The 26,537-nt window shown below is 66.9% G+C and carries 22 protein-coding genes; 19 read left to right on the forward strand and 3 right to left on the reverse strand.

Translation table 11 applies throughout. The annotated features are described in order from the left end of the window. Positions 1 to 7: 7 nt before the first annotated feature. From ACQVBX_RS02495 to ACQVBX_RS02510, 4 genes are all read left to right on the forward strand, one after another. Complete coding sequence (locus ACQVBX_RS02495; protein ID WP_431636327.1) at positions 8 to 355, forward strand: cupin domain-containing protein; 348 nt, start codon at positions 8 to 10, stop codon at positions 353 to 355. Beyond that, a complete protein-coding gene (gene proB, locus ACQVBX_RS02500) occupies positions 348 to 1,478 on the forward strand; it encodes a glutamate 5-kinase (RefSeq protein ID WP_431636328.1) in 1,131 nt (376 codons plus the stop codon). Before ACQVBX_RS02495 ends, proB (ACQVBX_RS02500) begins: the two co-directional genes overlap by 8 nt. Positions 1,479 to 1,601: 123 nt before the next feature. Further along, complete coding sequence (proB, locus tag ACQVBX_RS02505; protein WP_431636329.1) at positions 1,602 to 2,777, forward strand: glutamate 5-kinase; 1,176 nt, start codon at positions 1,602 to 1,604, stop codon at positions 2,775 to 2,777. 2 nt (positions 2,778 to 2,779) lie between these two features. Then, the gene (locus ACQVBX_RS02510) at positions 2,780 to 4,045 is read left to right on the forward strand and encodes a glutamate-5-semialdehyde dehydrogenase (RefSeq protein ID WP_431636330.1); all 1,266 of its coding nucleotides are present in this window, start codon (positions 2,780 to 2,782) and stop codon (positions 4,043 to 4,045) included. A 315-nt stretch (positions 4,046 to 4,360) separates the two neighbouring features. Here the strand turns inward: ACQVBX_RS02510 and ggt are convergent, their stop codons facing one another. The 3 genes from ggt to ACQVBX_RS02525 form a co-directional block, all read right to left on the reverse strand. Further along, a complete protein-coding gene (gene ggt / locus ACQVBX_RS02515; RefSeq protein WP_431636331.1) occupies positions 4,361 to 6,136 on the reverse strand; it encodes a gamma-glutamyltransferase in 1,776 nt (591 codons plus the stop codon). A gap of 143 nt (positions 6,137 to 6,279) precedes the next feature. Continuing rightward, a complete protein-coding gene (kynU, locus tag ACQVBX_RS02520; RefSeq protein WP_431636332.1) occupies positions 6,280 to 7,560 on the reverse strand; it encodes a kynureninase in 1,281 nt (426 codons plus the stop codon). A 54-nt stretch (positions 7,561 to 7,614) separates the two neighbouring features. Further along, positions 7,615 to 8,136 (reverse strand): hypothetical protein, encoded by a 522-nt coding sequence (locus tag ACQVBX_RS02525; protein ID WP_431636333.1) that lies wholly within the window; start codon positions 8,134 to 8,136, stop codon positions 7,615 to 7,617. 243 nt (positions 8,137 to 8,379) lie between these two features. Between ACQVBX_RS02525 and ACQVBX_RS02530 the strand changes: the two genes are divergently transcribed. The 15 genes from ACQVBX_RS02530 to ACQVBX_RS02600 all read left to right on the forward strand — a co-directional run bounded on the left by ACQVBX_RS02530 (position 8,380) and on the right by ACQVBX_RS02600 (position 26,420). Beyond that, positions 8,380 to 11,187 (forward strand): protein kinase domain-containing protein, encoded by a 2,808-nt coding sequence (locus ACQVBX_RS02530; protein WP_431636334.1) that lies wholly within the window; start codon positions 8,380 to 8,382, stop codon positions 11,185 to 11,187. A 26-nt stretch (positions 11,188 to 11,213) separates the two neighbouring features. Then, positions 11,214 to 11,774 carry an ECF-type sigma factor gene (locus ACQVBX_RS02535; RefSeq protein WP_431636335.1) on the forward strand — a complete coding sequence of 187 codons (561 nt, stop codon included), beginning with the start codon at positions 11,214 to 11,216 and terminating at the stop codon, positions 11,772 to 11,774. Between the two features lie 389 nt (positions 11,775 to 12,163). After that, entirely contained in the window at positions 12,164 to 12,679 is a 516-nt protein-coding gene (gene tssB, locus ACQVBX_RS02540; protein WP_431636336.1) for a type VI secretion system contractile sheath small subunit, read from the forward strand. Positions 12,680 to 12,685: 6 nt separating this feature from the next. Further along, on the forward strand, positions 12,686 to 14,179 hold the full coding sequence (tssC, locus tag ACQVBX_RS02545) for a type VI secretion system contractile sheath large subunit (RefSeq protein ID WP_431636337.1): 1,494 nt from the start codon (positions 12,686 to 12,688) through the stop codon (positions 14,177 to 14,179). A 225-nt stretch (positions 14,180 to 14,404) separates the two neighbouring features. Beyond that, a complete protein-coding gene (locus tag ACQVBX_RS02550; RefSeq protein ID WP_431636338.1) occupies positions 14,405 to 14,905 on the forward strand; it encodes an Hcp family type VI secretion system effector in 501 nt (166 codons plus the stop codon). Between the two features lie 48 nt (positions 14,906 to 14,953). After that, entirely contained in the window at positions 14,954 to 15,751 is a 798-nt protein-coding gene (locus tag ACQVBX_RS02555; protein ID WP_431636339.1) for a type VI secretion system accessory protein TagJ, read from the forward strand. A 15-nt stretch (positions 15,752 to 15,766) separates the two neighbouring features. Beyond that, on the forward strand, positions 15,767 to 16,270 hold the full coding sequence (gene tssE / locus ACQVBX_RS02560) for a type VI secretion system baseplate subunit TssE (protein WP_431636340.1): 504 nt from the start codon (positions 15,767 to 15,769) through the stop codon (positions 16,268 to 16,270). Positions 16,271 to 16,275: 5 nt separating this feature from the next. Then, positions 16,276 to 18,162: a type VI secretion system baseplate subunit TssF gene (tssF, locus tag ACQVBX_RS02565; protein ID WP_431638097.1), complete on the forward strand. Its 1,887-nt coding sequence runs from the start codon at positions 16,276 to 16,278 to the stop codon at positions 18,160 to 18,162. Beyond that, positions 18,126 to 19,148 (forward strand): type VI secretion system baseplate subunit TssG, encoded by a 1,023-nt coding sequence (tssG, locus tag ACQVBX_RS02570; protein ID WP_431636341.1) that lies wholly within the window; start codon positions 18,126 to 18,128, stop codon positions 19,146 to 19,148. Before tssF ends, tssG begins: the two co-directional genes overlap by 37 nt. A 98-nt stretch (positions 19,149 to 19,246) precedes the next feature. Beyond that, positions 19,247 to 21,982, forward strand: a complete 2,736-nt coding sequence (gene tssH / locus ACQVBX_RS02575; RefSeq protein WP_431636342.1) for a type VI secretion system ATPase TssH — start codon at positions 19,247 to 19,249, stop codon at positions 21,980 to 21,982. 132 nt (positions 21,983 to 22,114) lie between these two features. After that, positions 22,115 to 22,711, forward strand: a complete 597-nt coding sequence (locus tag ACQVBX_RS02580) for a hypothetical protein (protein ID WP_431636343.1) — start codon at positions 22,115 to 22,117, stop codon at positions 22,709 to 22,711. A gap of 13 nt (positions 22,712 to 22,724) precedes the next feature. After that, positions 22,725 to 23,363, forward strand: coding sequence for a hypothetical protein (locus tag ACQVBX_RS02585; RefSeq protein ID WP_431636344.1), 639 nt, complete (start codon positions 22,725 to 22,727; stop codon positions 23,361 to 23,363). 16 nt (positions 23,364 to 23,379) lie between these two features. Beyond that, positions 23,380 to 24,420 carry a hypothetical protein gene (locus ACQVBX_RS02590; protein WP_431636345.1) on the forward strand — a complete coding sequence of 347 codons (1,041 nt, stop codon included), beginning with the start codon at positions 23,380 to 23,382 and terminating at the stop codon, positions 24,418 to 24,420. A 410-nt stretch (positions 24,421 to 24,830) separates the two neighbouring features. Further along, positions 24,831 to 25,844, forward strand: coding sequence for a hypothetical protein (locus tag ACQVBX_RS02595; RefSeq protein WP_431636346.1), 1,014 nt, complete (start codon positions 24,831 to 24,833; stop codon positions 25,842 to 25,844). Positions 25,845 to 25,982: 138 nt separating this feature from the next. Continuing rightward, positions 25,983 to 26,420 carry a hypothetical protein gene (locus ACQVBX_RS02600; RefSeq protein ID WP_431636347.1) on the forward strand — a complete coding sequence of 146 codons (438 nt, stop codon included), beginning with the start codon at positions 25,983 to 25,985 and terminating at the stop codon, positions 26,418 to 26,420. Positions 26,421 to 26,537: the final 117 nt, after the last annotated feature.

Below are 26,537 nucleotides of genomic sequence, written 5' to 3' on the forward strand. Positions count from 1 at the left end.
ACGCACCATGTCCGCCGTCAGCACCGCCAACGCAGCACACTATGTCTGGGGCCAGCAGTGCGACGGCTGGCATCTACTGGCCGGCGATGATCTCAGCGTTATCGAGGAACGCATGCCGCCCGGCACCGCCGAGGTGCGCCACCGGCACGCGCGCTCGCGGCAGTTTTTCTACGTGCTGGGCGGCACCGCCATGCTGGAGCTGGAGGGCGTCGCGCACCGCCTCGAGGCGGGGCAGGGCCTGCACGTGCCGCCCGGTGCGGCGCACCAGATGCGCAACGACTCCGGCGAGGACGTGCGCTTCCTGGTGATCTCCTCGCCACGCAGCCACGGCGATCGCGAGGCGGTCGATGGCTGAGCTCGCCTTCCAGCCGCTGCCTGCGTGGCGGCGGGCGGTGCTCAAGGTCGGCAGCAATCTGCTGGCGGCCGACGGCGGCGGGCTGACCCCTGCGTATGCGCAGACGCTCGCGGCCTTCATCGCCCACAGCCAGGCGCAGGGCCGCGAGCTAGTGCTGGTGTCTTCCGGTGCGGTGGCGGCCGGCCGCGCGCTGCTGCGCGCACGCGCGCTGCCCGCTGGCGACCTGGCCGAGCGCCAGGCGCTGGCCGCGCTCGGCCAGGCGCCGATGATCGCGCTATGGCAGTCGCTGTCGAGCCGAGCCGTGGCGCAGGTGCTGCTGACCCACGACGACCTGCGCAACCGTCGTCGCTACCTCAATGCCCGCGCCACGTTGCGCCAGTTGCTGGCGATCGAGGTCTTGCCGGTGGTCAACGAGAACGACACGGTGGCGGTGGACGAGCTCAAGCTCGGCGACAACGACAACCTCGCCGCCATCGTGGCGGCGCTGGTCGATGCCGACCTGCTGTTGATCGCCTCGGATATCGACGCGCTGTACAACGCTGATCCGCGCCGCGATCCCACCGCCGCGGCGATACCGCACGTGGCCGAGATCACGCCCCAGGTGCTGGCGATGGCCGGCGGCAGCGGCAGTGCGGTCGGCACCGGCGGCATGCGCACCAAGCTGCAGGCGGCGCAGAAGGCGGCCGCGGCGGGTATCGCCACGGCGCTGTTCAACGGGCGCGATGCGGCCACGGTGCAGGCGCTGGGCGAAGGTCGGCTGCGCGGCACGCTGTTCACGCCGGCACAGAGCCGCATGCAGGCACGCAAGTACTGGCTGCTGCATGCGCCCGCAAGTGCGGCGTCGATCCGCGTCGATGCGGGCGCAGCGAGCGCGCTGGCGGGTGGCGGCGCCTCGCTGCTGCCCGGTGGCGTGGTGGACGTGGTGGGCGAGTTTCATCGCGGCGACCTGGTGGACGTCATCGATCCTTCCGGGCGCATGGTCGCGCGCGGTCTCACCCAGTACGGCGCAGTCGATGTGCGGCGAATGGCCGGTCGCCACAGCCGGGATATCGATGGCGTACTGGGCTACAGCTACGGGCCGGCCGTCGTGCATCGCGACGATCTCGCGTTGACTGCGGTGTAGGCGTTTGGACGTCCAAATGGCTGTTCACGACATGGCGCACGTGGTCGATAGGCGCATCGGGGTTGAAATCCCAGGAGCTGCCCAGACCCTCTAACAGTTGTCGCAGTCGAGGAAACCGGGGAGATGACGCAACTCAGGGCTTTTCGCCAGCAGACCGTGCCGCCGTGGCGACGCGCCGTGCTCAAGGTGGGCAGCAGCCTGATCGCCGCCGATGGCGGTGGCCTGAGCACCTGTTATGCGCTGGGCCTGGCCCAGTTCATCACCGCGTGTCACGCCAGTGGGCGCGAGATCGTGCTGGTGTCGTCCGGCGCGGTGGCCGCGGGACGCTTGCTGCTGAAGGATCACTCGCACGAGGACACCAGCAGCGCCGCGCGCCAGGCGATGGCGGCGCTGGGCCAGACGCAGACCGTCGGACTGTGGCAGCGCCTGCTCGATATTCCGCTGGCGCAGGTGCTGCTCACCCACGACGATCTGCGCAACCGCCGCCGCTACCTCAACGCGCGCGCCACGTTGAGCGAATTGCTCCGTCATCGCGTGATGCCGGTGGTGAACGAGAACGACACCGTGGCGGTGGACGAACTCACCCTGGGCGACAACGACAACCTCGCGGCGATCATCGCCGCGCTGGTCGATGCCGACATGCTGCTGATCGCCACCGACATCGATGGCCTGTACACCGCCGACCCGCGCAGCAACCCGGAGGCCGAGCCGGTCAATGAAGTGCCCGAGCTCACCCCGGAGATCATGGCGATGGCCGGGGCGGCGGGCAGCTCGGTGGGCACCGGCGGCATGCGCACCAAGCTGGAAGCGGCGCAGAAGGCCGGCGCGGCAGGCATCGAAACGATCCTGTTCAACGGACGTGACAGCGAGGTGGTGAGCCTGCTCTCGCGCGATCTGCTGCACGGCACGCTGTTGCGCACCAAGGCCACCCGCCTGCAGGCGCGCAAGTACTGGCTGCGTCATGTACCGGCGGTGCCCGGCCACATCGAGGTGGATGCCGGCGCGATGCGCGCGCTGAACGAAGAGGGCGCCTCGCTGTTGCCAAAGGGCATCCTCGCCGCCGACGGTCAGTTCCAGCGCGGCGACATGGTGGAGATCGTGGGCCCTGGCGAGCACGGTGCGCTGCAGTCCTTCGCCCGCGGCATCAGCCAATACAACGCCGCCGAAATCAACCGTATCGCGCGCTGCCACACGCGCCAGATCAAGCCCCGGCTTGGCTACAGCTTTGGCGAGAACGTCGTCCACCGCGACGACCTTGCCCTGGTGCGCGAGCTGGACCTGACCACAGGAGACCTTTGAGCATGAGCGATATCCGAACCCGAGCCCTGGCCTGCCGCGACGCGGCTCCCGCGATCGCCATGCTGGATGCCGAGGCCCGCCGCGCCCTGCTGCGCGACATGGCCGCAGCAGTGGATGCGCACGCCGAGGCCATCCTGGCCGCCAACGCCAAGGACATGGCCGTTGCCGCCGACAAGGGCGTGCAGGGCGCCATGCTGGACCGCCTGAAACTGGATGCGACGCGCGTCGCGGCCATCGCCAACGCCGTGCGCGAAGTGGCCGACCTGCCGGACGTAGTTGGGCAGGTCACCCGTCGCGAGAGCCGGCCGAACGGCCTGGCCATCGAGCGCGTGCGTATTCCGCTGGGCGTGGTAGCGATGATCTACGAGGCGCGTCCCAACGTGACCGCCGACGCCGCCGCGCTGTGCATGAAGGCCGGCAACGCGGTGATCCTGCGCGGTGGCTCCGAGGCGCTGCATTCCAACCTCGCCATCGCCGCCGCCTTGCACGAAGCGATGGACAAGCACGGCGTGCCGCGCGAGGCGCTCACCATCATGGACGACCTGCGCCGCGAGACGATGGTCGCGCTGCTGCAGTTGAACGACATCGTGGACCTGGTGATCCCGCGCGGTGGCGAGGGGCTGATCCGCTTCGTCACCGAGCACGCGCGCGTGCCGGTGATCAAGCACTACAAGGGTGTGTGTCACCTGTACGTGGATCGCGAGGCCGATCCCGACGTGGCGCTGGACCTGCTGCTCGACGGCAAGACCACCCGCACCGGCGTGTGCAATGCGCTGGAGACGCTGCTGGTGCACAAGGACATTGCGCCTGATTTTCTGCCGCGCGCCGCCGAGGCGCTGCGCGCCAAGGGCGTGGAGCTGCGCGGCGACGAGGCCAGCCGCGCCCTGGCCGGCGACATGAAGGAAGCCACCGAGGACGACTACACCGCCGAGTTCCTCGACCTGATCCTCGCCGTGCGCGTGGTCGACAGCGTGGACGAGGCGATCGCCCACATCCGCCGCTACGGCTCGGATCACACCGAGGTGATCGCCACGCGCAACGAGGCCACGGCCGCGAAGTTCGTCCACGCGCTGCGTTCGGCGGTGGTGATGGTCAATGCCTCCTCGCGCTTTTCCGATGGGGGCGAGCTGGGGCTGGGCGCGGAGATCGGCATCTCCACCACCCGACTGCATGCCTACGGGCCGATGGGGGCCGAGTCGCTCACCATCGAGCGCTTCGTGGTGCGCGGGGAGGGGCAGGTGCGGCACGCGGAGAGCCGCACACGCTGAGTGCATCCCTGTAGGAGCGCGCTCGCGCGCGATGCTTTGCTCCGGTGCGTGGCGAAGAGTATCGCGCACGAGTGCGCTCCTACAGAAGAGCGGCCGCTGCTCGCTGGGCCGGGGCGCTGGGTCACTCGTTGGTCGCTATGGCGTTGCGCCGGCCGAGCCACATCCTGGTCGCGCTCATCACCTCCCTGCAGGAGCGCGCTTGCGCGCGATGCTTTCCTCCAGCGCGTGGCGAAGGGCATCGCGCACGAGTGCGCTCCTACAGAAAAAGAAGGGCGCCGATGAGGCGCCCTTCGTGTTTCCGGTGAAGGTCGGGGATCAGTAACCCGCCGCCAGCCCCGCCGGCCGCCGCCGATCATTGGCGCCTTCCAGCAAGCCGGTCTTGGGATTGCGCAGGATCGCCTCATCGGCGCCCCAGGACTGCACTTCCTTGAACTTGTAGCCCATGTCTTCCAGCTCCTTTTTCACCGCATCGGTGAGCAGGCCCGGTTCGACGATGACCGCGTCGGGATACCACTGGTGATGCATGCGCGGGGCGTTCACCGCCTGCTGCATGTTCATGCCGTAGTCGATCACGTTGGTGATGCTCTGCATCACCGTGGTGATGATGGTGGAGCCGCCGGGGCTGCCGGTGACCATGAAAAGCTTGCCGTCCTTCAGCACGATTGTCGGCGCCATCGAGCTCAGCGGGCGCTTGCCGCCTTCGACCTGGTTCGCCTTGCCCTGCACCAGCCCGAAGGTGTTCGGCACGCCGGGCTTGGAGGTGAAGTCATCCATCTCGTTGTTGAGGAAGAAGCCGGTGTCGCCGGCAATCTGTCCGACGCCGAACAGGTAGTTGATGGTGTACGTCACCGCTACCGCGTTGCCGTGCTTATCCACCACCGCGTAGCTGGTGGTGTTGGTGCCTTCGGTGGCGCCGAGGCTGCCCTTGATCTCGGTCGATGGCGTGGCCTTGGCCGGATCGATGGTGGCGCGCAGCTGATCGATGTGGGCACGGTCAAGCAACTGCTCGATCGGGTTTTTCACGAACGCCGGGTCGCCCAGGTAGTTGTTGCGATCGGCGTAGGCGCGGCGTTCGGCCTCAATGGTGAAGTGCAGGGCGCGGGTGGAGCCGTAACCCCAGCTCTTCAGCGGATAGGGCTCCAGCAACTGCAGGATCTGGCACACCGTGACGCCGCCGGAGCTCGGCGGCGGGTCGGAGACCACGGTATAACCGCGGTAGCCACAGCGGATCGGCTTGTCCCATTGCACGGTGTAATCATCGAAATCCTTCTGTGTAAACAGGCCGCCATTGGCGTCGCTGGCTTCGATGATCTTGCGCGCGATGTTGCCGTGGTAGAACGCATCGGGGCCACCCTTGCTGATCGTCTCCAGCGTCTTGGCCAGCTGCGGTTGCACCAGCCGGTCACCTGCTACGAAGGGCTTGCCGTCCTTGAGGAAGATGGCCGCCACGTTGGGGTATTTGGCGAAATCCTTGACGCGCTGATCGAGCACCTTCACATCGCCCGGCAGCAGTACGAAGCCTTCCTTCGCGAGCTTGATTGCTGGTGCCATGACCTGCTGGCGCGTCATCGTGCCGTACTTCTTCAACGCTTCCTCCAGGCCCATCACCGTGCCGGGCACGCCCACGCCCAGATAGGTGCCCGTACTCTTGCCCGGCACTACGTTGCCTTGTGCGTCCTGAAAGATCTCCGGGCCGGCCTTGAGCGGAGCCTTTTCGCGGAAGTCAAGGAATATGTCCTTGCCGCTAGCCAGGTGCACGAGCATGAAGCCGCCGCCGCCGATGTTGCCGCAGCACGGATTCACCACGGCCTGCGCGTAGCCGACGGCCACCGCCGCATCCACGGCGTTGCCGCCCCGCTTGAGAATCTGCACCCCCACCTCGGTGGACAGGTGCTGGTCGGACGAGACCATGGCGTGCTTCGCCGTCACCGGCTGGTCTTTGGACAGGTCTGCCAGGGTGGTCGGTGCGGCCGTGGCGTCCAGCGCCTGCTTGGGGATGCTGTCCTGCACGGTGGCGGACTGGCCCCAGCTCGCCAGCGGAGCGCTCAGCAGCAGCGCCGTCGCCAGGCCGGGAAAGAAGGTATGTCGCATCGATGGCTCCAGAGAGGGATGAAGACAGGCGTGCCGGATCCGATGGTAACCGGCGCCACCCCAACCTGCGTCCCTGCACGTTCTTGCGCGTTCGCTTCCAGCGGCGATGGACGTCTAGACCGCCAGACGTCCGCGCGTGTGAATTAGCGTCCTTCGCGCCACGCGCGCACGGCCTCGGCAAAGGCCAGGCAGTCGGCGAAGCGGTTGTAAAGCGGCGCGGGCGAAATGCGGATCACGTCCGGTTCGCGCCAGTCGCCGATGATGCCGCGCTCCACCAGGTAGTCGAACAGCGCGCGTCCCTGCTCGCGTCCGCCGCGCACGCGGATCGACAGCTGCGCGCCGCGCTGCGACGGATCGGCCGGGGTAATGATCTCCAGCAGGTCGGCCAGCTGCGTGTTCACCAGCCACTCCAGGTAGCCGGTGAGCTGCAGCGACTTGGCGCGCAGCCGGTCCATGCCGGCGCGGCGGAATATCTCCAGCGAGATGCGCAGCGGCACCATCGCCAGGATCGGCGGATTGGATAACTGCCAACCCTCCGCCCCCGGCGTGGGGTCGAAGTTCGGCGCCATCTGGAAGCGGTTGTCGCGGCGGTTGCCCCACCAGCCGTGGAAGCGCGGCAGGTTGGCGTTGGCGTGGCGCTCGTGCACGAATACGCCCCCCACCGCGCCCGGCCCGGAGTTGACGTACTTGTAGTGGCACCACACGGCGAAATCCATGCCGCTGTCGTGCAGGGCCAGCGGCAGGTTGCCCACCGCGTGGGCCAGGTCGAAGCCGACCGTGCAGCCGCGCGCGTGCGCCAGCGCGGTAATCGCCTTGAAGTCGAACGCCTGGCCGGTGCGGTACTGGATGCCCGGCAGCAGCACCAGCGCCACGCGGTGGCCGTGTTCGGCCAGCGCACGCTCGACGGCTTCCATGGTCAGCGTGCCGTGCGGGCCGTCGCCCTCCAGCTCGATCAGTGCATCGGCCGGATCGAAACCATGGAAGCGGATCTGCGATTCCACGGCGTAGCGGTCGGTGGGAAACGCGCCGGCCTCGATCAGGATCGCCGGTCGCTCGGCGGTGGGGCGGTAGAAGCTCACCATCATCAGGTGCAGGTTCACGCCCAGCGTGTTCATCGCAACCACTTCGATCGGCTTGGCGCCAACCAGCGCGGCGAGGTCGTCGCGCAGGTAGTCCTCGTAGTTGAGCCAGGGCGCGCGGCCCTTGAAGTGGCCCTCCACCGCCAGTTCGCCCCAGTAGTCCAGCTCCGCGCTCAGTGCCGGGCGCGCGGCGCGCGGCTGCAGGCCCAGCGAGTTGCCGCAGAAATAGTGGCCTTCGCGGCCCTCGTGCGGCGGGATCAAAAACTCGTCACGGAAGCCGCGCAGCGGATCGGCGGCATCCTGGGCCTGGGCCCAGGCGAGACTGGCTTGGTACAGATCGGACATGGATCGCTTCCGGCAAAGACGATCCCCAAGGTTACAAGCTCCAGCGCGCCCGGGTCAGCGGGCCAGACTACTGGCTACGTCGCTGCAGCCCTTGTCGAACGCCGCCTGCCACGCGGCCCCCGCCTGGGTCGAGGCCGGACGCAGGCAGCGCAGCTGGATCGCGCGACCGTCACGGAACCAATAGTGCTCAACGTAGGCGATGGTCTCGCCGCTTTCCTCGGCGGTGTAGAGGTAGTCGTTCGGGCCGTTGGAATTGCTGACGCCGCGGATCGGCTGATAGCCGGGCAGGGCCTGCGCCTTGGCGTTGGCGTCGCTGACGTAGCGCTGGTAGCCGCCGATGTCGCCCACCTGCTTCACCGTCACGCTGACGCGCGCCAGCGTGTTGCTGGCTGTCGGGGACGGATCGGGCACCTGGAACACCCGCACCTCCGGATCGCCCTGCGTCTCCATGATGCCCATCCAGTTGTCCGGCGTGCTGAAGGTAATCGCACCGTTGGCCATGCTCACGTCGGCGGCGAAGGTCGGGCCGGCCATCAGCAGGGCGGCGGCGAGGGCGGCGTGGCGCAGCAGTTTCATGCGGACTCCGGGGTGCGTGGCGGGATGGGCCACGTCGGGACGCGGCATCGGCGAAGAATAGCCGCTTGGCGTGGCAAAGGGCCTGCGCGCCGGTGGCGGCGACGCGGAAGCGTGACGGCGCGCACCGGCGCCGGCGATCGACGCCATACCTTTAAGTACGGTGGGCGCGGCGTGCGGCGGTCGCGCCGCCGTGCTTATACTTGAGAGCTGACGCTGGCCCGGCGTCACGGCAGGGGGAACTGCATGAACGAGGCACGCAGGCAGCGCTACGCGCGCGCCAAGCCGATCGCCTTTGCAGCGATGGAGCTGGATGCTTCGCGGCGGGATGCCTACGTCGATGCCGCCTGCGGCGGTGACGAGGCGTTGCGCGATGAAGTGCTGTGGATGCTCGAGGCAGCCGACGACACCAGCGAGGCCCCGCTGCTGCTGCCCCTGCTGGGCGACCTGCACGATGCCAGCGGATCGAGCGTGGCCGGGGCTGGCGCCTGCCAATACCGGCTCGTGCGCCAGCTGGGCGAGGGCGGCATGGGCGTGGTGTACCTGGCCGAGCGCGTCATCGACGAGGGCACGCCGGAAGAGATCCGCCAGCGCGTCGCCCTCAAGTTCATCAACAGCGGCAGCCTGCTGGCGCCCGGCGTGCGTCGGCGCTTCGCCGAGGAGCGGCGCATCCTCGGCTCGCTCAACCATCCGGGTATCGCCCACCTGATCGACGGCGGCAGCACGCGCGACGGTCGGCCGTTCCTCGCGCTGGAGTTCGTCGAGGGCGAGCGCATCGATCAATGGTGCGAGCGGCACCAGCTGTCGCTGCGCCGTCGAGTGGTGCTGTTTCTCAAGGTGTGCGCGGCGGTGCGGCATGCGCACGAGCGGCTGGTCATTCACCGCGACATCAAGCCGGCGAACATCCTGGTCACCGCCGATGGCGAGCCGAAGCTGCTGGATTTCGGCATCGCTCGCCTGCTCGATCACATGGGCGGCGTGGCCAGCGCGCAGACGATGACCATGCAGCGCGCGCTCACGCTGGCCTACGCAAGCCCCGAGCAGGTCCGTGGCGAGCCGCTGGGAACGCGGGCGGACGTGTGGTCGCTGGGCGTGGTGTTGTACCAGCTGGTCTGTGGCGAGCGGCCGTTCGGCAATGCGGAAAGCGATTCGCCGCTGGATATTTCCAATGCCATCGTGACCGGGCGCATGCTGCCGCCGAGCCGGCGCCTGCGCCGCGAATCGGCCGTCGCGATCACCCCCAGCCGCGCGGTGCCGCCGGACATCGACGCCATCGTGATGAAGGCGCTGCGGCGCAACCCGGCCGAGCGCTACGCCACCGTGGGCGAAATGGTGGCCGATCTGGAGAGCTTCCTCGACCTGCGCCCGGTACGGGCGCGGCGAGGCCATCGCTGGTACCGGATGGGTTTGTACCTGCGCCGACATCGCGTCGGCCTGGGCGTGGCGGCGGTGATGCTGGCGATGCTGGTGGGCTTCGCGGCCGAGCGGAACACGCAGTTGCACCGGGTCGAGCTGGAACGCGACAAGACGCAGGCGATCGCCGACTTCATGCAGGAGCTGTTCGAGAACGCCGACCCCACCCATGCCGGCGGCAGCCACGTCACCGTGCGGCAGGTGCTCGATCGAGGCGCCGCCACCCTGGCCCGTCGCACCGACATCGCTCCGGCGGTGCGCGTGCGCCTGCTGCTGTCGATGGCGCGCTCGTATAACCAGCTCAGCCTGGGCGCGAACGCCGTGGCGCTGATGAAACAGGCGATCGAACTGCAGCGCGCCTACGAGCCCGGCGCGCTCGAGCGTGGTCAGGTTTACGCGGCGCTGGGGCGCGGTTACTCCACAATGCTCGATGAGTTGTCGGCGATCCCTGCCAACGCGCAGGCGATCGAGCTGCTGTCCAGTGCGTCGGGCGACCATACGGACGCCATCCTGCGCGTGCAGATCAACCAGCTCTACAACCATCTGGGGGTGCAGGACATCGCGCTGGATGACGTGCGCCGTCAGATCGAGGCGATCATCGCCAGGCTGGAGCGCCATCCGGAGCGTCACGAGCCCGAACTGCATCTGCAAGCGCTCGCCGTACTGGCGCTCACCCAGGGGGCGCAGGGGCAGGATGCGCAGGCGATCGCGGTGGCGCAGCGAGCGGTGCGCGAGGCCGGCAAGCTGTTCGTCACCGACGACACCAACCAGCTGTACTACCGCTTCGTCGAAGCACTGGTATCCCTGCGCACGCAGCCGCAACAGGCGCTGGACGGCTTCCGCCGCGCGCTGGCCGACTACGATGCGCTGATCGGCACGCCCAGCCCGTCGCTGGCCGCCTTGCTCAGCTATTTCGGCGGAGCGCTGGCGCAGATGGGGCGCACCAGCGACGCGGTTCAGGCGCTGGAGCGCGCCAGCCGCATCGCCCGCGACTACGCAGCCGACACGCCCGACTTCTATTTCAGCACCCTGGATGCGCTGGCCGGGCAATACTTGGAGATGCAGCGCTACGCCGACGCCGAGGCGATCGTGCTGCCGCACCTGGATGCGATGCGCCAGCGCGTGGCCAGTGGCTCGGCGTGGGCCAGCACGAATCTGGCCGACGCCCTCAACGTGACCGGCACGGTCGCCCTGCAGCGCGGGCAGGCGGCGCGCGCCCTGGAGCAGTTCCGTCGCGCGCGCGACCTGCTCGGCGAGCGCGAGCAGAAAACCTCGCCGGCGAGCTACTCGACCAGCCTTTCCGGCCTCGGCCAGGCCTCGCTGGCGCTGGGCAACCGTCGCCAGGGCAGGGTGTGGCTGGACGCGCTGCGTGGCTTCAACGACAGTGTGGGGCTGGCGCTGCCCAGTGGGGCGGCGATCGATGCGCAACTGCTTGCCGTGCGCCTGGACGTGGCCAACGGCGAATTTCAGCAGGCCGCTTCATTGGCGGCCACGACAGCGGCACAATCGGATACGCGATGGGGCATCTGCAGCCGCCGTTCGCAGGCCTTGCGGCAACTGGAGTCGCAGGCGCGCCATGGCCTGGGTGCAGCAATGGTGGGCGCATCGTGCGCCTCGGACACCCGCATGGCCATGCACTGACCGGGATCGATGCATGTATGAACGTGATGGATAAACAATCCGAAGTGACCCGCCTGCTGCACTCGGCGCAGGCGGGCGATCCGGACGCCATGGATGAGGCGTTGCGGCAGATGTATGCCGCGCTGCACCGGCTGGCCGGGGCGCAGCTGCGCCAAAACTCCAGCGAGCGCACCCTGAGCGCCACCGCGCTGGTCAACGAGGCCTACCTGAAGGTGTTCGGCGGCAGCGGTTCGCCGGCCTGGGAGAATCGCGGGCACCTGCTTGGCGTGGCTGCGCGTGCGATGCGCGAGGTGCTCATCGACGCTGCGCGCCGCCGGCAGGCGTCGAAGCGGCCGCAGTCGGTCGATCGCATCGAGCTGTCGGAGATCTCCGGCGCGCTCACCCATGAAGTGGACTACGCCGCCCTGCTGGAGTGCATGGAAGCGCTGGAACAGATCGATCCGCGGCAGGCGAACATCGTGTCGATGCGCTTCTTCGTCGGCCTGACGGCCGAGCAGATCGGCACGGCCATGGGCATCTCGCCGGCCACCGTACAGCGCGAATGGCGTCTCGCCCGAGCCTGGCTGCAGCGGGAACTGCAAGGCTGATCTCGGCTTGGCCCGTCGCGGCCGAGCCTCCCCCTCCGATGTGACCCATGCCGCGCGCCCCCCGGTCGCGCGGCTGCTTTCGCTCGCTTCTTTTCATTCACTGAACTTTGGCTGAATGCACGGAAGATCGCCCTGATCAGTTCGTTCGTGCCGGTGCGCACTAACTCCATGGAAGGGCTTGCGACCGCCCGGCGAGGGTTCGCGCAAGGCGGTGCCGTGCTTGTCAGGGTCGCCGATGGCGACCGGTTCCACATCTGCAGCCAGGGGGACATGGGATGACGTCAAGCATCGCGTTTGCGGCGGGGTACCGCGGCGAGCGCACGGCTGCGTCGGCCGTGGCCTCGATCCGTCCTCATCACCGGTAGACCCTGTTCGAAGGAGACACAAGCATGGCCAAGCAAAGCAGTCAGAAATTCATCGCAAGGAATCGCGCGCCGCGCGTGCAGATCGAGTACGACGTCGAGGTCTACGGCGCGCAGAAGAAAGTGCAGGTGCCCTTCGTGATGGGCGTGATGTCGGATCTGTCCGGCGCCAACAACGCCGAGCTGCCGGCGATCGAGGATCGCAAGGCGCTGGAGATCGACGTGGACAACTTCGATCAGCGCCTGCAGTCGATGAAGCCGCGCGTCTCCTTCGCCGTGCCCAACACGCTGACCGGCGAGGGCAACCTCAACGTCGACATCACCTTCGAAAGCATGGACGACTTCTCGCCCGCCGCCGTGGCGCGCAAGGTGAGCTCGGTCGCCAAGCTGCTCGAGGCGCGCACCCAGCTGGCCAACCTGGGTACCTACATGGACGGCAAGGCCGGTGCCGAAAAGCTCATCGCCCAGGCGATCAACGATCCGGCATTGCTGCAATCACTGGTGTCGGCGCCCAAGCCCGGCGACGACAAGGACGGGGAGTAAGCACACATGGCAACCGAGAAACTGGCCGAAACCGGCGGTGCAACCTCCACCGTCGAAGCGGGCGATTTCGCCGCGCTGCTGAGCAAGGAATTCAAGCCCAAGAGCGAGCGCGCGAAGGAAGAGGTCGAGTCGGCCGTCCGCACGCTCGCCGAGCAGGTGCTGAGCAAGTCCGACATCGTCTCCGACGACGTCACCCAGACCATCAACGCCTACGTGGCCGAGCTTGACCGCAAGATCAGCGAGCAGCTGAACCTGGTCATGCACCACGAGGATTTCCAGAAGCTGGAGAGCGCCTGGCGCGGCCTGCATCACCTGGTGAACAACACCGAGACGGATCAGCAGTTGAAGATCCGCGTGATGAACATCTCCAAGAAGGAACTGGGTAAGACGCTCAAGCGCTACAAGGGCACCGCCTGGGACCAGAGCCCGATCTTCAAGAAGATGTACGAAGAGGAATACGGCCAGCTCGGTGGCGAGCCGTACGGCTGCCTGGTTGGCGACTACTACTTCGACCACAGCCCGCCCGACGTGGAAATGCTCGGCGGCATCGCCCAGGTTGCCGCCGCAGCGCACGCGCCGTTCATTGCCGCGGCCAACTCCACCCTGATGGGCATGGACAACTGGAACGAGCTGGCCAACCCGCGCGACCTGGCAAAGATCTTCTCGACCCCGGACTACGCCGCGTGGCGTTCGCTGCGCGAGTCCGAGGACGCCAAGTACATCGGCCTCACCATGCCGCGCACGCTGGCTCGCCTGCCGTACGGCGCGGCGACCAACCCGGTGGAGGAGTTCAACTTCGAGGAAGACACCTCCGGTGCCGACTCGTCCAAGTACACCTGGCAGAACGCCGCCTATGCGATGGCGGTGAATATCAACCGCTCGTTCAAGGAATACGGCTGGTGCTCGCGCATCCGCGGCATCGAGTCCGGCGGCGCAGTCGAAGGCCTGCCGGTGCACGCCTTCCCCAGCGACGACGGCGGCGTGGACATGAAGTGCCCCACCGAGATCGCCATCACCGACCGCCGCTCGGCCGAGCTGGACAAGATGGGCCTGATGCCGCTGGTCCATCGCAAGAACTCGGACATGGCCGCCTTCATCAGCGCGCAGTCGCTGGCCAAGCCGGAGGAGTACGACAACCCGGACGCCACCGCCAACGCTGCGCTGAGCTGCCGCCTGCCGTACCTGTTCGCCGCCAGCCGTTTCGCGCATTACCTGAAGTGCATCGTGCGCGACAAGATCGGTTCGTTCTCCAGTCGCGACCAGATGCAGAGCTGGCTCACCAACTGGGTCATGAACTACGTCGACGGTGACCCGGTGAACTCCAGCGAGGAGACCAAGGCGCGCAAGCCGCTGTCGGCCGCCGAGGTGGTGGTGGAAGAGGTGGAAGGCGCTCCGGGGTACTACACCTCGAAGTTCTTCCTCAAGCCGCACTACCAGCTGGAAGGCCTCACCGTGTCGCTGCGGCTGGTCTCGCGCCTGCCGTCCGCGGCCAAGGCCTGATCGAACGCGCGCAGGCCGCGGCATGCCGTGGCCTGCGCGTCGGTACTGCGACAAGACTGCGACACAAGGGTGCGACAGGGGGCGGTCGCTTCCCGGGCGATGTTCACGACGGCCGTCGGCCGGCGTTTGTCCCCACGCAACAAGGCGTCAACCACGGATCGACCGGTGCGGGGACGTTCCCGAACGGCGTCATCCATCCATCACAGGTGATCGAGGAGAGGTTCCATGGCATTCGACATGCACATCAAGTTCGGCTCGGGCAAGGTCAAGATCGAGGGCTCGTCCAAGCACGCCAAGCACACGGGTGAGGTTCCGATCCTCGCCTGGTCGTGGGGCGCCAGCAACACCGGCGATCTGCACGGCGGCTCGGGCGCCAGCGGCGGCAAGGCCAACGTGCAGGACATTTCCATCACCAAGTACGTCGACAGCTGCTCCAACGCACTGCTCAACGCGGTGTGCACGGGCGGTCGCATCGACCAGGCGTGGCTGTACGTCACCAACGCCACCGGCGAGCAGACCGACTTCCTCACGCTGGAGCTGAGCGAGGGCATCCTGGTGACCTCGTACTCCACCGGCGGCAGCGGCGGCGAAGACCGTCTGACCGAGAACATCACCCTGCACTTCGGCAAGTTCAAGTACTCCTTCCAGCCGCAGGACGACAAGGGCGCCAAGCTCGGCGGCGCCAAGGACTTCACCTACGACATGCAGAAGGTCGCCGCGGCCTAAGGGCTTCGGTGCAGCGTCCTCGTCCCTCTCGTCAACCAAGGCTTTTGCGTGGATAACACTCCCGAAAACATGCTCAAGGAAGGCCGGCTGGACGAGGCGCTGCAGGCCCTCACCGCACAGGTGCGGGCCAACCCGGCGGATGCCAAGCGTCGGGTCTTCCTGTTCCAGCTGCTCGCGCTGCTGGGGCAGTGGGAGCGGGCCCAGAACCAGCTCACCGTGGCTGGCGAACTGGATCCGCTCAATGCCTTGATGGTCGGCGCCTACAACGTGGCGTTGACCGGTGAACGCGAGCGCGTCGAGGTGCTGGAGGGCCGGCGTGCGCCGGTCATCATCGGCGAGCCGGCGCAGTGGGTGGCGCTCTTGCTGCAGGCGCTCAAGCTCAATGCCGAAGGCCGTCACGCGCAGGCCAGCGCGTTGCGCGAGCAAGCGTTCGAGCAGGCCGATGCGGTGGGCGGCAGCGTCGATGGCGCCGCGTTCGACTGGATGGCCGATGCCGATCCGCGCTTCGGCCCCTGCCTGGAAGTGATCACCAAGAGCGGTTACGCCTGGGCGCCGTTCTCGCGCATCAAGGAGCTCACGTTCGAGGCGCCGAGCGACCTGCGCGACAAGATCTGGGCACCGGTGCAGATCACCTGGGCCAACGGTGGCCAGGCGGTCGGCTTCGTGCCCGCCCGTTACCCCGGCGCCGATCGCGCTGCCGACGGCGAGATCGTGCTGGCCCGGCGTACCGACTGGCTCGACCTGGGCGACGATTTCCAGGTGGCCCAGGGGCAGCGCATGCTGGCGACCGACGCCGGCGAATATCCGCTGCTCGATGTCCGCTCCATCACGTTCGACGTGGGCTGACGGAACGCGCGCCCCATGGCCGAGCTGACCACCCAGGAGCGCCTGCAACCCTCGTTGCTGGACCGGCTGACCGACGACGAGCCGGGCAAGCACGACGAGAGCCGCGACAAGCGCGTGATCACCGCCAACCGCCTGCGCGAGTGCGTAACCCGCGACATCGCCTGGCTGCTCAACTGCGTCAACCTCGGTGACGAAGAGGAACTGGCCGACTACCCTGAGGTGGCCCGCTCGGTGGTCAACTTCGGCATCCCCGACCTCACCGGCACGGCGCTGTCAGGCGTCGACGCGGCGACGCTGCAGCGGCAGTTGCGCGCTGCGATCCTGGCGTTCGAGCCGCGGCTCACCGCCAGCACCCTGCGCGTCACGGTGAACACCGACGGCACGCGCATGGACCGGCAGTCGCTGGTGTTCAACATCGAATCGGAGATGTGGGCGCAGCCGATCCCGCTGAAGCTCTACCTGAAGACCGAGGTGGACCTGGAAACCGGCGCGTTCCGCGTCTCCGAAGGGTTCGGCTGATGAGCATGGATCCGCGCCTGCTGCGCTATTACAACCGCGAGCTGCAGCACGTCCGCGAGATGGGCGGCGAGTTCGCGCGCGAATACCCCAAGATCGCCGGACGGCTCGGGCTGGAAGGCTTCGAGTGCGCCGATCCGTACGTCGAGCGCCTGCTGGAAGGCTTTGCCTTCCTCGCCGCGCGCGTGCAGCTGAAGCTCGATGCGCAGTACCCGGTATTCACCCAGCACCTGCTGGAAATGGTCTACCCGCATTACCTCGCGCCGGTGCCGTCGATGGCGGTGGTGCAGCTGCAGCCCGATCTGAAAGAAGCGGCGCTGGTGGCCGGCCACACGGTGCCCAGGCACACCGCGCTGCGCAGCCAGACCGGGCGCGACGATCGCACCGCCTGCGAGTACCGCACCGCCCACGACGTCACGCTGTGGCCGCTGGAACTGGCCGAGGCCAAGTATTTCGAAACGCCCGCGGCGCTGGCGGCGGCCGGTGTGCCGATGCCCGAGGGCAAGACGGTGCGCGCTGGCCTGCGGTTGAAGTTCCGCGTCACCGCCGGCGCGCCCGCCCACGCGCTGGCGCTGGACAAGCTGCCGGTGTTCATCGCCGGCGCCGACGAACTGCCCAAGCGCCTGTACGAGCAGCTGCTGGGCAACGCCGTGGGCTACGTGGTGCGGGCACCAGGCCCGTCCGGCGGCATGCTCGCCACGACGTTCCCGACCGACGCCATCCACACCCGCGGTTTCGACGACAGCGAGGCACTGATTCCGTACACGGCGCGTTCCTTCAGTGGCTACCGGCTGCTGCAGGAATACTTTGCCTGCCCCGAGCGCTTCCTGTTTGCTGAGTTCACCGGACTGCGTTCGGTGCTGGCGCGCTCGCAGGGCAACGAGTTCGAGATCGACGTGCTGTTCGATCGCAGCATCGCCCGCCTGCACAACGCGGTGGATGCGGGCAACTTCCGGCTGTTCTGCACGCCCGCGATCAACCTCTTCCAGCGCCGCGCCGATCGCATCCACCTGCAGGCCGGCAAGACCGAGTACCACGTGCTGGCCGATCGCACGCGGCCGATGGATTTCGAGATCCATTCGATCAGCGAGGTGGAAGGCTTCGGTGACCGGCAGGAGCCGGAGTTGCGCTTCCAGCCGTTCTACGGCTGCGACGAGCGCACCTGGCACAGCGGCACGGCGGCTTTCTACACGGTGCGCCGCGAACCACGCCTGCTCTCGGCGCGCCAGCAGTTGCACGGCGCGCGATCGAGCTACATCGGCAACGAGATGTTCATCTCGCTGGTCGACGCGCGCGATGCGCCGTTCTCCACCTCGTTGCGCCAGATCGGCATGCAGCTGTTGTGCACCAACCGCGACCTGCCGCTGCAGATGCCGGTGGGCAAGGGCGCCACGGATTTCACCATGGACGCGGGCGCGCCGGTGCAGTCGATCCGCTGCGTCGCCGGCCCCACCAAGCCACGCGCGCCCACCGCCACCGGCGAAACCGCCTGGCGATTGCTCAGCCACCTGCAGCTCAACTACGCCTCGCTGCTGGGCGAGGGCAGCGAGCAGGGCGCCTCGGCGCTGCGCGAGATGCTCACGCTGTACTGCGACGAGTTCGACTCCGGCGCGCGGCGACAGATCGAGGGCGTCAAGGCGGTCAGCACCACGCCGATCGTGCGGCGCATCCCGGTGCCCGGCCCGATCAGCTTCGGGCGCGGGCTGGAGGTCACGCTCACCTGCGACGACGGCGCCTTCGAAGGCACCGGCGCCTTCCTGCTCGGCTCGGTCATGCAGCACTTCTTTGCGCGCTACGTCTCGGTCAATTCGTTCACCGAGACGGTGCTGCGTACCCTGGAACGCAACGAGGTGGCCCGATGGCCGGCACAGCTGGGCAAGCGCCAGATCCTGTAGCGCTGCTCGACGCGCTGCACGAGCACCCGGAGCGCTTCGACTTCTTCGACGCGGTCCGGCGGATCGAGTGCGCGTATCCGCAGCATCCGCGGCTGGGCGAGTCGACCAAGCCGTCGGAAGATCCGGTGCGGCTGTGCCATACGCCATCGCTGGCATTCGCGCCGCGCATGCTCGACCGCGTCGACAAGCCCGCCGACGGCAAGCCGGCGCGCCTGCACGGCCTGTTCTTCGGGCTGTTCGGCCCCAATGCAGCACTCCCCCTGCACCTCACCGAGTACGCGCTGGATCGCCAGATCAACGCACGCGACACCACCTTCACCGCGTTCGCCGACATCTTCCATCACCGGATGATGAGCCTGCTCTACCGGGCCTGGGCCGACGCGCAGCCCACCGTGCAATACGACCGCCCGAAACAGGACCGCTTCGGCACCTATGTCGGCGCCCTGGTGGGCCTCGCCACGCCGCACGTGACCGACCGCGACGCGATGCCGGATCGCTTCAAGCGCTTCTTCGCCGGACGGCTGTTGCAGCAGGCGCGCAACGCCGAGGGGTTGCAGACGCTGCTGCAGGATTTCTTCCGCATCCCGGTGCGGGTGGTCGAGTTCGTCGCCGAATGGATGCGCCTGCCGAGCGAGGCGCACCTGCGGCTCGGCGGCTCGATGCAGATGGCGTCGCTCGGACGCACCGCCGTGCTGGGCGAGTTCGTGTGGGGTGCGCAGCAGCGCTTCCGCCTGCGCATCGGTCCGCTCGACAGCACGCATTTCCATCACTTCCTGCCGGGCGGCGAAGCGCTCGAGCAGTTGGTCGCCGCGGTGAAAACCTACGCCGGCGAGGAAAAGGCCTGGGATGTGCAGCTGGTGCTGCGCCGGGAGGAGATTCCCACGACCCGGCTCGGTCAGGCGGGGCGCATGGGGCTCACCACCTGGCTCGGCCAGCGCAGCCAGCGGACCGACGCCGACGACGTTGTGCTGCGTCCCACCGGATGACGCGCATGCCACGCCGCCCGACCCGCTCCCTTCATTCGATCCACGCCCGCGCCCGATGCGCGGGAGTCACCCGCTAACGTCGCAAGGATTCCAGCACCATGGCAGACATCAGCCGCAGCGCCCTGTTCGGCAAGCTCAACAAGATCGCCTACCGCGGCATCGAAAGTGCCACGGTGTTCTGCAAGCTGCGGGGCAACCCGTACATCGAGCTGGTGCACTGGATCCACCAGATCCTGCAACTGCAGGACTCGGACCTGCACCACATCGTCAAGCAGTTCAACATCAACCCGTCCAACCTGGTGCGGGACGTTACCGATGCGCTGGACCGCCTGCCGCGCGGCTCCACCAGTATCTCGGACATCTCCAGCAACGTGGAGGAGGCGGTCGAGCGCGCCTGGGTGTTCGCCACGCTGATGTTCGGCGAGGCGCAGGTGCGCACCGGCTATCTCATCGTCGGCATCCTGCAGACGCGCAGCCTGCGCAACGTGCTGGTGGGTATCTCCAAGGAGTTCGAGAAGATCAAGCTGGAGACGCTCACCGACCAGTTCGCCGAAGTGGTCGCCGGTTCGCCGGAAGACAACCAGACCGCCTCGGACGGCTTCAAGATGGGCGGCGCCGTGCCGGGCGAGGCCAGCGGCGCGATGGGCCCGGCGCAGATGGGCAAGCAGGAGGCGCTCAAGCAGTTCACCGTGGACCTCACCGAGCAGGCGCGCAGCGGCAAGCTCGATCCCATCGTCGGCCGCGACGACGAGATCCGCCAAGTGGTCGACATCCTCATGCGCCGCCGGCAGAACAACCCGATCCTGGTCGGCGAGGCGGGCGTGGGCAAGACCGCGGTGGTGGAAGGCTTCGCCCAGCGCATCGTGCGCGGCGACGTGCCGCCCTCGCTGAAGGAGGTGGAGCTGCGCACGCTGGACGTGGGCCTGCTGCAGGCCGGCGCCAGCATGAAGGGTGAGTTCGAGCAGCGCCTGCGCTCGGTGATCGAGGAAGTGCAGGCCAGCCCGAAGCCGATCATCCTGTTCGTCGACGAGACCCACACCCTGGTCGGCGCCGGCGGCGCGGCCGGCACGGGCGACGCGGCCAACCTGCTCAAGCCGGCGCTGGCACGCGGCACGCTGCGCACCATAGGCGCCACCACCTTTGCCGAGTACAAGAAGCACATTGAGAAGGACCCCGCGCTCACCCGCCGCTTCCAGACCGTGCAGGTCGACGAGCCGAGCGAGGAGAAGGCCATCCTGATGATGCGCGGCGTCGCCAGCACGATGGAGAAGCACCACCGCGTGCAGATCCTCGACGAGGCGCTGGAGGCGGCGGTGAAGCTGTCGCATCGTTACATTCCCGCCCGCCAGCTGCCGGACAAGTCGGTCAGCCTGCTCGATACCGCCTGCGCCCGCGTCGCGGTGAGCCAGCATGCGGTGCCGCCGGAAGTGGACGACACCCGCAAGCGCATCGAGGCGCTGGAAACCGAGCTGGCCATCATCACCCGCGAGAAGACGGTGGGCGTGGACGTGGCCGAGCGCGAGGCGTCGGTGCACGAGAAGCTGGCCACCCAGCGCGAGCGGCTGGCGAAACTCGAAGCCGACTGGCAGGCGGAGAAGGTGCTGGTGGAGCAGATCCTGGCGATCCGCGCGAAGCTGCGCGGCGACAGCGCGCCCGTCGAGGGCACCGGCAGCAAGCTGGAAGCCTCCGCCGAGGCCGAGGCGGTCGCCGAGGATCCGGCCACCGCCGCGGAGTTCGACGATGCGGCGCGGGCCGCAGCCCTCGCCGAACTGAAGACGCTGCAGGCGCAGCTCGCCGAGCTGCAGGGTGAGAGCCCGCTGATCCTGCCGACCGTGGACATGATCGCCGTCGGCGCGGTGGTGTCGGACTGGACCGGCATTCCGGTCGGCCGCATGGTCAAGAGCGAGCTCGAGACGGTGATGAACCTGGCCGGCCTGATGGGCAAGCGGGTGATCGGCCAGGACCACGCGATGGAGATGATCGCCAAGCGCATCCAGACCTCGCGCGCGGGCCTGGACAACCCGAACAAGCCGATCGGCGTGTTCATGCTCGCCGGCACCTCCGGCGTGGGCAAGACCGAGACCGCGCTGGCGCTGGCCGAGGCGCTGTACGGCGGCGAGCAGAACGTCATCACCATCAACATGAGCGAGTTCCAGGAGGCGCACACCGTCTCCACGCTCAAGGGCGCCCCTCCGGGCTACGTCGGCTACGGCGAAGGCGGCGTGCTCACGGAAGCCGTGCGCCGCAAGCCGTATTCGGTCGTGCTGCTGGACGAGGTGGAGAAAGCCCACCCTGACGTGCACGAGATCTTCTTCCAGGTGTTCGACAAGGGCGTGATGGAAGACGGCGAGGGCCGCCAGATCGACTTCAAGAACACCCTGATCCTGCTCACCACCAATGCTGGCACCGACATGATCGCCGGCCTGTGCAAGGACCCGGAGCTGATGCCCGAGCCGGAGGGTATCGCCAAGGCGCTGCGCGAGCCGCTGCTGAAGATCTTCCCGCCCGCCTTGCTCGGCCGCCTAGTCACCATCCCGTACTACCCGCTCAGCCCGGCCATGCTCGGCGAGATCGTCAAGCTGCAGCTGGGCCGCATCAAGAAGCGCATCGAAGGCCGCTACAAGATCCCGTTCGAGTACGGCGACGACGTGGTGAAGCTGGTGGTCGAGCGCTGCACCGAGAGCGAGTCCGGCGGCCGCATGATCGACGCCATCCTCACCAATTCGATGCTGCCGGACATCAGTCGCGAGTTCCTCAACCGGATGATCGATGGCAAGCCGATCGAGCGCGCCAGCGTGGGCGTGAAAGATGGAGATTTCAGTTACGCATTCTGACCAGATGAGCCGGCGGTGCATCCGGCGGCACGAACTTAGCCGCCGAAGCAAGCAAAGAGCTTTCCGGAGTGAAGGTCGAGCTCGGAAAGGCGACGCATTCGCGTACAACCGCAACTATGGACGGCATGAGGCATGGCGAAGAGCAGCGAGGAAATGAATTGGCGGAGCAGCGGCGGCGCGCGGGATGTGTTTGGCCGTCCGTATGAGCGCAGCCAGGTGTTGATGGGTAGGCATTACCGTGGCGAGGATCAGCCGGGCCTGAGGCAGACTCGATACCTGTCTTCGACAGAGCGCGGGCAGCAGCAAATTTGCTTCCTGGGTGGTTGCGTGCACTGGAGGAACCGCCCATTCGCCAGGCCAAGCGATGCCTTGGCGGCGGGCGACTACATTTACGTGATCACGGTTGCTGGCGACTTCTTCGCGATCGAGGGACATCCCACCGATATGCGGGAAGTCCACCACTCAACCATTCCGGCTGGCAAGGGTTTGATATGCGCCGGGATGATGACTGTGGGAGTACGGCACCAGTTGTTGAGGGTGGACAACCATAGCGGCCACTACATGCCTGATCTTTCGTGTCTTCTTAAGGCGGTCTATTTGCTCAGGAAGAACGGTTTCTCAATCGATAATTTCGCGGTGGGGTATGTACCTCCGGTCGGGTTCGGCAACCCACCGATGATCGAGTACGCAACGGCCCGCCGCTTTTTGATAGAAGCGCCTTACCCGTGAGCGGGATGCCGGTATGCGCGATTTGACCGACATCATCGCCACGGACCTGATGGGCTCCCGGATCAACAACCAACTCCCCGTATTGATGGCGGATGGGTCGAAGGCGGGAGCCGTCGTCACTGTCGCCAACTCCGAGGCGGTTCGGGTGGCCATGGTGCCCACCATCACGACCCAGATCTTGATTGTGGACATCTCCATTAGCCGCATCGATTTGCTCAAGCTCATCTTCGATTGGGCTGCCAAATCCAAGGACGTCGAGGAGTGGCACGCCAAGATCCTCAAGGAGTGCACGCTGGCGAGCGCGGAGAAGTTCATCCGACTCGTTGAGTCAGGCAGCTTCGTCGCGCTCAAGTCGCGGCTGCCGCATATTCATTATCTACATGACGATTTCTCCCGCGATGGCGTCGTGGCGAAGATTCGTGACGCCCTCGGCGGTGAATCCGTCGGCAGCCTCTATGGCAGCAACATCGAGTTCTACCTGGGTAACGATCTGTTCGATCAAGCCAAAGCGAGCAAGGCGCAATACCGCGCCAATCTACTCGCGCTGATGAGCGATGAAACGGTCCTGTTGCGAAGCGATTCGGTCTTCATGAAAAGCCATGCCGGTCGCGCCAAAGCTGAGCAGGAATGGACGCTGAGTGGGTCAAAGTGAGTTGCGGAGACAAGCCATGACGATGGGTCCCAGAGATCTGCTGCTGCACGATATCGAGGAGTACATGCGCACCTACATCACGGTGTGCAAAAGTGCAGATTCCAACGGCGCCCATGGTGGAGGTACCGTGCTGCAGTACCTACAGGGTAACGGTTTCAATTATGGCAACCGCCATACCGAGGTAGTGATCACGGCGCCACTGGTGCATGCCTACTTCACGATTGAGCTGGCCGGGCGAAATACCGACATCTTCGGCTTCTCTCGCGACAGGGTGAAGGTGGAAATCGGCCCTGACGACGGTAGTCATACGAGCGTGCCGATGTATCTCATCCCTTACCGCGAAGGCAACGCACGCGGGGTCAAGCTTCCCACGCAAGCACAGGACGGTTTCGCAGAAGCGTTTGCCATCACTGCGGCCCAGGACGGCTGTACATTCGAAGTGTTCGGCTCCGCGACCTCGCCTTACTGTTCGCATTCCAACTGCAAGGACAAGGCCGCGAACGAGCGCCAGGACAAGATGAAGGATCGTGTCGACAAGCTTCACGATCGCTTCCTGCAGGCCGAGCAGGCCGTGAATGGCGCCTTCGTCATGCCTGGCGGGCTTGCACGCACCCAGTTTCAAAATTACAGCGACGACCGCGTGGCCCCGCCAAATGGCCCAATCCGCCAGGTCAACTACTCCGATGGCGCGAAAATCGCTGTGCGCGGCATCGCCGACCAGTCCGTGAAGGGCAACCGCGTCGAGACCGGCCTCTTTACCCATCGGCGGTATCACATACAGCTCACCGACCAGAGCAAACGTGAGGTGTTGGGCCCGCAGGTGGGGGCGGGCCAAGTAATTGCCCGGCGTCGGCAGGGTGTTTGGAGTTTCTACTACCAGGAACATGCCTCGCTGTATTTCGACGTCGTGGCTGTCGACAAGGTGGGGCCGAAGGCCGAGCGCAGGCGCACCACCATCTCCAACGCGAACGGCAAGGGCGCCGACGCCATTCTTTGTTCCGGCCAGCTGTGGCCCGCCTACACGGCGCATTACCTGGACCTGGACGACTACAACTAGTTATCCATCGCGCACAGCGCCGCGGCCTGACTGGAAGGACGCAGCGCAGAGGTGATCTAGCCGCCCGGCTCGGCTGCAGTGTCTGTCCGGGGGCGGCGCGATGGTGCCGCTTGTGCGGCTTGGAACCCGGGGTCGGGATCATGCGCGGCGGCAGCAATTCGTCAGCGGCCGCCCAGGCGCCGTTTTCTGATCCAGCGGCGGCTGACAAGTTTCTCCCCTGCAGTCCGCACTACCTGTTGTAGGACCTATTCGCCGACTTCGTGAAGGTCGGCAGGCGCCGGGATGGCATGGGTTGGGGGCATGGCGTTAGCGACGCCTGGTGGGCGAGGGTGGCATGAATATCGAGAGCAAGAGTTTGCGGCGGGCTCCCGCCGCAGTGAGGGTGGCTTGCGTGCGGCCGGAGCATCGTCATGCCCGGTAAGCCGCTAAGCCGCGAAGAATTCATGGCCTTGGGCGAGCTGGCGAAGGCGCGCCGTCAGCTGGTGGTGAACATGTTCGGCGGGACGAAGCTGGTCTTCGGCACGTCGAGCAAGTTGTCGACGGCCAAGTCGTTCGCTTCGAACGTGAAGTCGATGAAGTCCTCGGTCAGCAAGCTGGCCAAGGGCGGCAGCACTGCCAGCAAGGCGGTCAGCCTGCCGGGCATGCGCGAGGCGTTCGAGGGCTTCATGGTGGAGTGCGCCGACGTCCACAACATCCAGGACGTGATCGAGGCGATCGGTGGCGAGGTGTTCAAGGAGCTCGTCGCCGAGGTGACGCCGATCCTCGGCGTGGTCACCAGCGCGGTCAAGCTGGCCAAGGCCGGCAAGGCCGTGGCGCAGGACGGCTACAACCTCTACAAGAGCGATGGCTACAAGCAGGGTTTCCGCATGGGCGACCCCTATGCGGCGGCCGAGGCCATCCAGGTGATCATCAAGCGCGACCTGGCCCAGCATTCGGTGAAGCTGGCCCAGCAAAGCGTGGCCACGGGCGCCAAGATCGGCGGCCTGTTCGCCGACTTCGGCACCGCCACCACCGCCGGTATCGGCGTGGCCAACGCGATGGCCAGCCTGGGCCTGACCCTGGTCAGCCTTGGGCTGGACATCAAGGACATGCGCGCCGGCAACAAGCGCCTGGCGCAGCCCAACGCGCTCGATCTGACGGTGTTCAATGAAAGCCCGATCCTGGGCTGCTACCTGATCACCTGCGCCGACACCTCGGCCGTGGCCAACATGTTCGTGGCCGACATCGGTCTGCCGGGCTGGATGGACCGGGTGGAGGCGATGAAGAAAAAGCAGATGGACCCGCTGATCAAGATCGCCACGAAGAACATCACCTCCTCGCGCCTGCAGCTGGAGGGGCTGGCGTCGGACAAGGGCACGCACGTGAAGAAGGGCTTCTTCGCCAGCGTCAAGAGCAAGGCGCTCAAGCAGCTGCATCTTTCCTGACGGGCGGATCGACCCCGGCTCTGCCCGGTCACGCCGGTCCGGAGCGGGCTTCGCCGACGGCGCGATCGCTTGGCGAGGAAGGCACCATCCGGTCGGCGTACCGGCCGATCACCTGAGCAAGTAGCGAGGCAAGTGACGATGAAGCGACTGGCCAAGGCAACCGGAGCGGGGCTTCGGCACTTTTTCGGGGCGCGCGAGAGCATCAGCCAGCAGAAGAATCTGGGTCGCCAGTTCAAGGCGGCAGACAGCCGCGTGAGCAAGACCAAGATCCTTGCCGTCATGGGCCTGTACGCCCTGTACAAGGGGTCGCCGATCGGTCTGGGCAAGAACATTGCTGACAGCATCAAGGTCGGGCGCTGGAAGCACAGTGACCTGAAGCGCCAGCAGGAGCAGGTGGACGCCTTCCTCGCCAGCACCGGCATGTCGCCGCAGGGCGTCGATGCGGTGTCGCGTTTGATCCGCCAGGGGGCGCAGGGCGATGAGGTCTACGCGAACCTCTCGCCCAATGATGCCCAGATCCTGGCCGGCATCGAGAACGATCTGCATGTCGAAGCCGGTCATTGCGTGAATTTCTGAGCGCAGGAGGGACGCGGCGCGCCATTCCCGCAGCCCGGTGCCGGGCCGCGGCCCCCGCTGGGCCGGTTTCGCTTCGCGCCGCGCGGTACCGCCCCTGGCGGGCGGTGAGCAATCCCG

The sequence above is a fragment of the Dyella thailandensis genome (assembly GCF_050749815.1).
Taxonomy (GTDB): domain Bacteria; phylum Pseudomonadota; class Gammaproteobacteria; order Xanthomonadales; family Rhodanobacteraceae; genus Dyella_A.

Bases quoted from the DNA above. Each gene is read 5' to 3' on its own strand.
- proB (WP_431636328.1), top strand. From the start codon at position 348: ATGGCTGAGCTCGCCTTCCAGCCGCTGCCTGCGTGGCGGCGGGCGGTG.
- tssH (WP_431636342.1), top strand. From the start codon at position 19,247: ATGGCAGACATCAGCCGCAGCGCCCTGTTCGGCAAGCTCAACAAGATC.
- tssC (WP_431636337.1), top strand. From the start codon at position 12,686: ATGGCAACCGAGAAACTGGCCGAAACCGGCGGTGCAACCTCCACCGTC.
- ACQVBX_RS02600 (WP_431636347.1), top strand. From the start codon at position 25,983: ATGAAGCGACTGGCCAAGGCAACCGGAGCGGGGCTTCGGCACTTTTTC.
- ACQVBX_RS02535 (WP_431636335.1), top strand. From the start codon at position 11,214: ATGGATAAACAATCCGAAGTGACCCGCCTGCTGCACTCGGCGCAGGCG.
- ACQVBX_RS02525 (WP_431636333.1), bottom strand. From the start codon at position 8,136: ATGAAACTGCTGCGCCACGCCGCCCTCGCCGCCGCCCTGCTGATGGCC.
- proB (WP_431636329.1), top strand. From the start codon at position 1,602: ATGACGCAACTCAGGGCTTTTCGCCAGCAGACCGTGCCGCCGTGGCGA.
- tssG (WP_431636341.1), top strand. From the start codon at position 18,126: ATGGCCGGCACAGCTGGGCAAGCGCCAGATCCTGTAGCGCTGCTCGAC.
- ggt (WP_431636331.1), bottom strand. From the start codon at position 6,136: ATGCGACATACCTTCTTTCCCGGCCTGGCGACGGCGCTGCTGCTGAGC.
- tssF (WP_431638097.1), top strand. From the start codon at position 16,276: ATGGATCCGCGCCTGCTGCGCTATTACAACCGCGAGCTGCAGCACGTC.
- ACQVBX_RS02495 (WP_431636327.1), top strand. From the start codon at position 8: ATGTCCGCCGTCAGCACCGCCAACGCAGCACACTATGTCTGGGGCCAG.
- tssE (WP_431636340.1), top strand. From the start codon at position 15,767: ATGGCCGAGCTGACCACCCAGGAGCGCCTGCAACCCTCGTTGCTGGAC.
- ACQVBX_RS02550 (WP_431636338.1), top strand. From the start codon at position 14,405: ATGGCATTCGACATGCACATCAAGTTCGGCTCGGGCAAGGTCAAGATC.
- ACQVBX_RS02595 (WP_431636346.1), top strand. From the start codon at position 24,831: ATGCCCGGTAAGCCGCTAAGCCGCGAAGAATTCATGGCCTTGGGCGAG.
- tssB (WP_431636336.1), top strand. From the start codon at position 12,164: ATGGCCAAGCAAAGCAGTCAGAAATTCATCGCAAGGAATCGCGCGCCG.
- ACQVBX_RS02585 (WP_431636344.1), top strand. From the start codon at position 22,725: ATGCGCGATTTGACCGACATCATCGCCACGGACCTGATGGGCTCCCGG.
- ACQVBX_RS02580 (WP_431636343.1), top strand. From the start codon at position 22,115: ATGGCGAAGAGCAGCGAGGAAATGAATTGGCGGAGCAGCGGCGGCGCG.
- ACQVBX_RS02590 (WP_431636345.1), top strand. From the start codon at position 23,380: ATGACGATGGGTCCCAGAGATCTGCTGCTGCACGATATCGAGGAGTAC.
- ACQVBX_RS02510 (WP_431636330.1), top strand. From the start codon at position 2,780: ATGAGCGATATCCGAACCCGAGCCCTGGCCTGCCGCGACGCGGCTCCC.
- ACQVBX_RS02530 (WP_431636334.1), top strand. From the start codon at position 8,380: ATGAACGAGGCACGCAGGCAGCGCTACGCGCGCGCCAAGCCGATCGCC.
- kynU (WP_431636332.1), bottom strand. From the start codon at position 7,560: ATGTCCGATCTGTACCAAGCCAGTCTCGCCTGGGCCCAGGCCCAGGAT.